This is a genomic window from Acidimicrobiales bacterium (assembly GCA_036273495.1).
Taxonomy (GTDB): domain Bacteria; phylum Actinomycetota; class Acidimicrobiia; order Acidimicrobiales; family JAJPHE01; genus DASSEU01.
Window position 1 is genome coordinate 1 of the sequence record DASUHN010000066.1, and the last position, 7,004, is coordinate 7,004.

Here is a 7,004-nt window from a genome sequence, read left to right on the forward strand (position 1 = left end):
CTGGTCGGGACCATGGTGGTCCTGTCGCGGGTGGGGGGCGCCGGCCCCCCCGGCCCGCTGGGCGGCCTCAGGCCCTGCGGGGCCGGATGCTTCTCGGGGCCCTTCTCACCGCCAGGAGCCACCGAGCAGCTGGCGGTGGCGGCATCGGCACCGGGATGGCGGGGCGGGGTGTGGGTGGCCGACGTTACCTGGCCCCCGCCCTCCCAGGATCCCGGCGCCCTCGGAACCCTGGTGGCGACGGTCGGCCGCGTGGCCCGGGTCCACGTGGTCGAGACGGTCCACACCGCCGGCGGCCAGGCCCCCCCGGCGTCGGAGGACGAGACCGGCGCCGCCCTGCTGGCGGACGAGCCGTGGGCCCACGGGGCCGACTACGTGACCGGCCTCCCGGGCGGCGGCCCGGGCCTGACCCTCTACCTCCCGGGCGGACCGATATGGGACACGATCCGCCTCGACGGGACCGGACGCCCGCTCACCGAGGAGATCGTGACGTCCGGCAACCGCATCGACCGGGCGTTCAGCTACCCGTAGATCGGCGGGTGGGCTAACGGGCCGGCGCCGGGGCGCGCACCAGGTCCTTGACGGCCGGGACCACGGGAGGAGCGGTGCGCCAGTCCATGCCGTCCTCGGGCAGGGCCACCGGGTACTTGTTCTCGTGGATCTCGGCCCAGTGCGAGTGGTTGAGCTGGTGGATCGTGAAGCACGCCTGGAGGGCGTTGTAGAAGCCCATGTTGTCCTGGCTCTGGTTGACCGACTCCTTGATGAGCAGGGCCGCCATGGTCGGGACCTCGGCGATGCGCCGGGCAAACTCCAGGGTCCGCTCGGCCAGCTCGTCCTGGGGGAAGACCTTCGACACCATGCCGAGGGCGTGCGCCTCGTCGACGTCGATGGAGTCACCGGTGAGCATGAGCTCCTTGGTCTTGCGCGGCCCGAACTCCCACGGGTGGGCGAAGTACTCGACCCCACACATCCCGAGACGCGTCCCCACAACGTCGGCAAAGCGGACGTTGTCAGCGGCCACGATCAGGTCGCACGCCCACATCAGCATGAGGCCGGCCGCGTAGACCGTGCCGTGAACCTGGGCGATCGTGATCTTGCGGAGATTGCGCCAACGACGGGTGTTCTCGAAGAAGTAGTGCCACTCCTGGAGCATCCGGCCCTCGGCGCCCGAACGGGTGGCGCCGTTGGTCCGGAACGAGGCGTGCTGGTCGGGCCCGGCCTCCCGTTCGGCGATCGAGTCCTTCGAACCCATGTCGTGACCGGAGGAGAACAGCGGACCGGCCCCGCCCAGGATGACCACCCGGACCTGGTCGTCGGCCTCGGCCTCGAGAAAGGCGTCCCCCAGATCGACCAGGAGGCCGCGGTGCTGGGCGTTGCGGGCCTCGGGCCGGTTGAGCATGATCCGGGCGATCCGGCCCTCGTCCAGCGTCTCGTAGCTGACGTACTTGTACTCCCCCACGACGGGTCCCTCCCTGGGTCCGGCTGCGAAAGCCGGATCGTAACTGTTCAGGTGGTCTGCGGGATCATCCAGGGCCGACCCATGAACAGGTCGGTGAGCAGATCCACCGGGTTGAGCCCGTGCTTGCGCCCGGTCTCGATGTAGCTGCGGATCCTGGCGAAGTTGCGGGCACCGGCCTCGGTCCGGAAGGTGCCAGAGATCTTCTGCTGCAGCTTGGCCATGCGCAGATCGCGCTCGGCGCGGTTGTTGTCGAAGCTCACCCGTAGATCGGAGATGAACAGCAGGATCTCATCAGCGTGGTCGCGGAGGGCCACGGCCAGGTTGTAGGCCGCCTTCTCGGCGGCGTTGCGCTTACGGCGTCGTGGTTCGGGGTTGGCCTCCAAGGCCTCCTCGACGATGGCGTTGTAGCGGCCCCGCAGCCAGCGGTACTGACCGATGGGGACCGCATCGAGACCGGCCTCAGCGGCGGCATCGGCTACTGCCTTGGCGTCCACCAAGACCCTGGACATGGCCTCGGCCCACTCCTCCTGGTCGAGGTAGGCCGCCACGTCCTCCAGGTCTCGGAGGATGTGGGCGTTACAGATGGCGTGTCCGGCCTGGTCGTAGCGCCAATAGGGAGCCCAGCGGTCATGGACCAGGATGCCCGAGAACCGCGGCAGGATCCCGAAGGCGTCGGTGGCCTCGACACCTCTTTTGGGGTGGATGCCCAAGAAGGTGAGAAGCGAGGTGGACGCCACGTGCCACCACCACTTGGTCCCCGCCACCCGGGAGCCGGTCTCGTCCACGTGGACGACTTCCTCGTCCGCCAGGCAATCGGCCAGGACGGTGCTGAAGTCCTCCAGACCCTCGGCCGCCCGCGCCGCCAGGCCGGCCAGGAACCCGGTGGAGACCGGCGCCCCCAACAGGTCGGAGAGGATCTCGGCGGTGCGCTCCACGGGGATGAGCTGACGGTTCATGAGATAGATCCCATAGGCCCGCACCTGCGGTCCCCACGCTGTCGGGGCGGTGGCCTCGGGCGGGAAGGCTCCCCCCGTCTCACAACCGCACGAGCATCGGCGCCACTCGGCGACGTGCTCGGTCACCTCCCGGCGCCTGGCGGGCAGGTCGAAGACCTGGCGGACTTCCCGTCCGGTCACCTCCGCCTTGGCCAGGGAGGCTCCGCAGTCCCCGCAGTGGGTGGGCACGTGGTCGACGACCTCGTCGGGATCGGTTACCTGGGCCAGGTTCTTGCCCGGATCACCCGGCTGCTTGCCTGGCTTGCGCCGGGCTTCGCGCTGGGCCCGGCGCCGAGCGGCACGGTTGGCCCGCTCCTCTCGGGCCTTGTTGTCGTCTCGCGAGGGAGGCAAGGACGAGTTGTTGGAGTTGCGCCCCGCTCGGCGCTCCAGCTCGAAGATGCGGGCCTTGAGCTGTTCGATCTCGGCCCGCAGGTCCTCGACGACCTCCCGGAGTGCGGCGTTCTCGGCCTCCAGGTCCTCACGGTTCGGCCGACGCTCGTTCACACGGCAACTTTCGCGACCCTCCGCGCGATTCCTGCCGCTCCGCGGAGAATTTCTGGCATCTCGGGATCCACCACTGCCTCAGGCCCCGGTGTGAGCATGGCACCCGGGATCGCGGGAGGAGGAGCCGATGAGCAAGGTGGGGCGCAATCAACCGTGCCTTTGCGGCAGCGGGGCCAAGGCCAAGCGTTGCTGCGAGGCCCGCCGGGGCCCCTCAGAAGCCGATCTGGCCAAGGCGTTCTTGGTCGAACAACGCAGGGCGACCGCCCCGGCCCTGCGCAGCGCCCTGCGCAAGGTCGACGACCTCATCGAGCTCTACACCGAGGTCGGCCGCCTGCCCAACGTCGATCTCAGCTGCCACCTGCGCCTGCCCGCGTTCCTTCCTCCGGAGCTGGAACGCCTCCAGAGCGCCATCGCCACACGGGACGGAGAGGAGTTCGAACAGGCACTGGGACCCGCGCTGGCCAGGGTCGACAGCCCGTTGGTGCGCGCCGAACTCGGCCGGGCCGTGTTGGCACTGCGCGGCGCAGGTCGGATCACCAACGACGTCGCTGCCGCCGCCTTTCTCGATCTCGACAGCGAGTCGGACTGCCTGATCCGCGAAGCGCTGCTGGCCTCGTTGGCGGTGAAGTGTGGAGCCAGTCGCACACCCGCAGGACTCCTACTCGCGGGCTAATCCGCCGAGTCAACGACGCCAGCTGCCGTCAGGCACCTGAACAGTTACGCCTGGACGATGACGGTCAGGAGCTCGATCGTCCGGAGACAGTCGTTCTTCATCGTCCGGAGGCCCCGGCGGGCCGAGGCCCGCGCCAGCTCGTGCTCGCCCCGGGCCAGGTGCATGCGGGCGGCCGGGAGCAGCGCCTGGGGACTGGAGTCCTTGCCGACCAGTAGTGCCTCCGCCTCGGCCAGCCTTCCCTGGCGGACGCGCAGGTCCGCCAGGGCCACCGCCGGGTGCCAGGCCGGCGCCGTCATCAGCGACTCGAACTCGCCAATTGCCCGCACGAGCACCGCTTCGGCCTCGTGCCACCGGCCGAGCTCACACAGCAGCGCGGCCTGTATGGAGTCACAGTGCGAGCTGAGGAACACGGGTGTGCCGGGCACGCCTCCGATCAGCCCGTTCCGGCGGAGCGGCTCCCGCCACGCCTCCGCCCGCTCGTAGTCCCCGGAGAAGTAGCACGCCGTGAAGAACGAGCACACCGACTGGCCGAGCGTCGTCATCCCGGCGGGGGACTCGCACTGCCGGGAGATGACGAGCGCCATCGACTCGTCGAGCAAGGCCATGCCCTCGCCGACCCGACCGGTCTCGACGTGGGCCAGCCCGGAGTCGGCCAGCGCCTTGATCTCCAGGTCGACGTCTCCGAACTCCCGCGCCCGTGACAACGCCAGCTCGGCGCGCGCCAGGAGCACGTCGGGATCGTCGACCTCACAACCCATCGACGCGATTGCGACCCATCCCTGCTCCACACACGAGGGCAGATCGGCAACGTGACGATCCGCCCGTGCGTACCACGCTCTGGCCGCCGTGCGGTTCCCCATGAAGCTGGCATACACATCGCCGAGCCGGGCGCACGCGATCCCCGCTCGGCGGGCGTCGCCGCTCTCGGTGAAGCCCCGGATGGCGGCGGAAAGGTGCACCACGGCGCCTTCGACGTCGAGGGGCAGGCACGAGAGCGCCGCAACCAGCTCGTGTTGCGCCGCCTCCGCCTGGTCCACCATCCCCCAAGTATCGCGTCGCCGGCCTCTCGGGCCGGAGCCTGCCGGGGGGACCGGGCCGCTAGTCGGCTAGTCGAGCGACCGGAACACGAGGCCGGTGCGGGGCTTGGGGTAGAAGAACGTCGTCTTAGGGGGCATCAGCAGCCGCTGGCGCGCCATGTCGGAGATGGTGGCCACGTCGGCCGGCCGGAGCAGGACGCCGACCTGGGCCTCCCCCTTGTCGACGGCGGCGGCGATGTTCTCGACCCCGTGCTGGTACACCACCTCGTGGGGCGGCAGGGTCTCGAGCGCCACCTCCAGGCGGGCCGAGTCCAGGGGATACTCGGCGGCTTCCTCGGTGGCCGGGAGGGGCCGGGCCAGCCACGACCCCGTCGGCGTGACCAAGCCGAGGGCTCCCTCGTCGAGCATGCGCAGGAGGAAGCGGCCGTCCACCGGGCCCGCCTCCGTCAGGGAGAAGTGGGCCCCGAAGGCGTCGGGCACGTCGAGGCGCTCCGGCAGCAGCGACAGCAGGCGGTGGATGCCGCGGACGGAGAGCTGCTCCTCGGAGAGCTCCACCACCAGGGCCATGATCAGGTCGTGGTCCCCGGGGGCGTCGCCGCGCTCGGCCCGCACCTCGCGGTGGTAGGCGAGGCCGGTCTCGTAGCGGTGGTGGCCGTCGGCCAGCACGACCGGTGAGGTGGAGACGAGCGAGCTGAGCTTCCCGACGCGGGACGGGTCGAGCCGCCACAGCTCGTGGGTCACGCCGTCGGGATCGGTGGCCCGGCCCAGGTGCTCACCGGCGACCTGGCCGCCAGGCGCGACCACCGCCGACATGCCCTCCGCCATGGAGAGACCCCACACCGGAGACAGGTTGGCGCGACAGGCCCGCTGGAGGTTGAGCCGCTCACCCTTGGGCTTGGGGGTGGTGCGCTCGTGGGGCAGCACGTCGCCTTCCCCCGGAACTCCGAACTCGAGGGCGCCGATCACCCCGATCGTGCTGCGCTCCCGTCCCGACTCGTCGCGGAACGTCATGCGGCTGACGTAGAAGGCCGGCTCGGCGTCGCGTGTCAGCACTCCTTCGTTGCGCCACAGGTCCAGCAGATGGGTGGCCTGCTCGAAACGGTCCCGCCCCTCGGCCGGCTCGTCGGCGGGCAGCTCGACGAGGACCGAGTTGTGGGGGCTCTGCGCCACCAGGGCGGCCCGCTCCTCGGGCCCGATGACGTCATAGGGAGGCGCCACGACCAGATCGAGATCGACCTCGGGGGCGTAGCGGAGCCCGGGGAAAGGCTCGAATCGGGGCATGACCCTTCCTACCACCTCTCGGGAGGGCCACCTGCCAGGATGGCCCGATGCCGACCGACGCGGGCTCCGTCTGGGTCGTGGACCTCGACGGGGTCATCTGGCTGGCCGACAACCCCATCCCGCACGGAGACGAGGCCGTCGCACGCGCCCGGGCGCGCGGGGTCCGGGTGCTGTTCGTGACCAACAACTCGTCGCTGACCGTGGGGGAGTACGTGGCCAAGCTCCAGCGGATGGGCATCGACGTGCCGCCCGCTGACATCGTCACGTCGGCTCAGGCCGCCGCCGGCCTGCTGAAGGTGGGGAGCTCCGCCGTTGTGTGCGGCGGGGCCGGCGTCACCGAGGCCCTGCGGGAGCGCGGCGTCGAGCCCAGGTCGGAGGGACCGGCCGACGCGTTGGTGGTCGGGTGGAACCGCGACTTCGACTTCGCCCTGCTGACGGTGGCATGCCGGGCCGTATGGGACGGCGCCACGTTCGTGGCCACCAACCGGGACGCCACCTATCCGACGCCTGACGGATTGCTGCCGGGGGCGGGTGCGCTGGTGGCGGCGGTGGCCTTCGCCACCGGGACCGAGCCCGTGGTGGCCGGCAAGCCCAACCCGCCGGTGGCCGAGCTGCTCCTGGCCCGGGCCGGGGGACGCGTCGACCTCGTGGTCGGGGACCGGCTGGACACCGACGGGCTGCTGGCGCAGCGCCTCGGGGTCCCCTTCGGGCTGGTGCTGTCGGGAGTTACCCGGGAGCATCCGAAGGAGGGGGACGGGGCGCCGGCCCACGTGGCGGCCGACTTCAACGGCTTGGTGGAGGCGGTGGCGGGGTAGCGTTTCCCGTCATGGCCCAGGAACCCGTGCTGAAGCGTTACCTCGACATGGGCCTGGCCCTCGGCCAGCTCACCCGGGCTCGTGCCGAGGAGATGGTCAAGGACCTCGTCCACGCAGGTGAGGTGGCGCCGGCGCAGGCCCGGGACCTGATCGAGGACCTGCTCGAGCGCAGCCGGCGCAACGCCGAGATGCTCTCGGAGGTCGTGCGGGGGGAGGTCCGCCGCCAGCTGGCGGCGGTGGGCC

Annotated in this window: 8 protein-coding genes; 4 read left to right on the forward strand and 4 right to left on the reverse strand. The window is 70.9% G+C overall.

Going from position 1 to position 7,004, the window contains the following annotated elements:
* A partial coding sequence (locus VFW24_02555) for a hypothetical protein (GenBank protein HEX5265628.1) occupies positions 1 to 528 on the forward strand: 528 nt, incomplete at its 5' end.
* Between the two features lie 13 nt (positions 529 to 541).
* On the opposite strand, the gene VFW24_02560 is transcribed toward VFW24_02555, so the two are convergent.
* Positions 542 to 1,456 carry an enoyl-CoA hydratase gene (locus VFW24_02560; protein HEX5265629.1) on the reverse strand — a complete coding sequence of 305 codons (915 nt, stop codon included), beginning with the start codon at positions 1,454 to 1,456 and terminating at the stop codon, positions 542 to 544.
* A gap of 47 nt (positions 1,457 to 1,503) precedes the next feature.
* The gene (locus VFW24_02565; protein ID HEX5265630.1) at positions 1,504 to 2,955 is read right to left on the reverse strand and encodes an IS66 family transposase; all 1,452 of its coding nucleotides are present in this window, start codon (positions 2,953 to 2,955) and stop codon (positions 1,504 to 1,506) included.
* 127 nt (positions 2,956 to 3,082) lie between these two features.
* On the opposite strand from VFW24_02565, the gene VFW24_02570 reads away from it, so the two are divergent.
* Entirely contained in the window at positions 3,083 to 3,628 is a 546-nt protein-coding gene (locus tag VFW24_02570; GenBank protein HEX5265631.1) for an SEC-C metal-binding domain-containing protein, read from the forward strand.
* Positions 3,629 to 3,672: 44 nt separating this feature from the next.
* Here the strand turns inward: VFW24_02570 and VFW24_02575 are convergent, their stop codons facing one another.
* Together VFW24_02575 and VFW24_02580 are read right to left on the reverse strand one after the other, a co-directional pair.
* A complete protein-coding gene (locus VFW24_02575) occupies positions 3,673 to 4,668 on the reverse strand; it encodes a hypothetical protein (GenBank protein HEX5265632.1) in 996 nt (331 codons plus the stop codon).
* A 66-nt stretch (positions 4,669 to 4,734) separates the two neighbouring features.
* On the reverse strand, positions 4,735 to 5,946 hold the full coding sequence (locus tag VFW24_02580; protein HEX5265633.1) for a DUF1015 domain-containing protein: 1,212 nt from the start codon (positions 5,944 to 5,946) through the stop codon (positions 4,735 to 4,737).
* Between the two features lie 47 nt (positions 5,947 to 5,993).
* On the opposite strand from VFW24_02580, the gene VFW24_02585 reads away from it, so the two are divergent.
* Positions 5,994 to 6,761: an HAD-IIA family hydrolase gene (locus VFW24_02585; GenBank protein ID HEX5265634.1), complete on the forward strand. Its 768-nt coding sequence runs from the start codon at positions 5,994 to 5,996 to the stop codon at positions 6,759 to 6,761.
* Positions 6,762 to 6,772: 11 nt separating this feature from the next.
* The coding region (locus tag VFW24_02590) for a hypothetical protein (GenBank protein ID HEX5265635.1) at positions 6,773 to 7,004 on the forward strand (232 nt) is incomplete at its 3' end.

Coding starts and splice junctions, on each gene's coding strand:
- VFW24_02570 (HEX5265631.1), top strand. CDS start 3,083: ATGAGCAAGGTGGGGCGCAATCAACCGTGCCTTTGCGGCAGCGGGGCC.
- VFW24_02575 (HEX5265632.1), bottom strand. CDS start 4,668: ATGGTGGACCAGGCGGAGGCGGCGCAACACGAGCTGGTTGCGGCGCTC.
- VFW24_02580 (HEX5265633.1), bottom strand. CDS start 5,946: ATGCCCCGATTCGAGCCTTTCCCCGGGCTCCGCTACGCCCCCGAGGTC.
- VFW24_02585 (HEX5265634.1), top strand. CDS start 5,994: ATGCCGACCGACGCGGGCTCCGTCTGGGTCGTGGACCTCGACGGGGTC.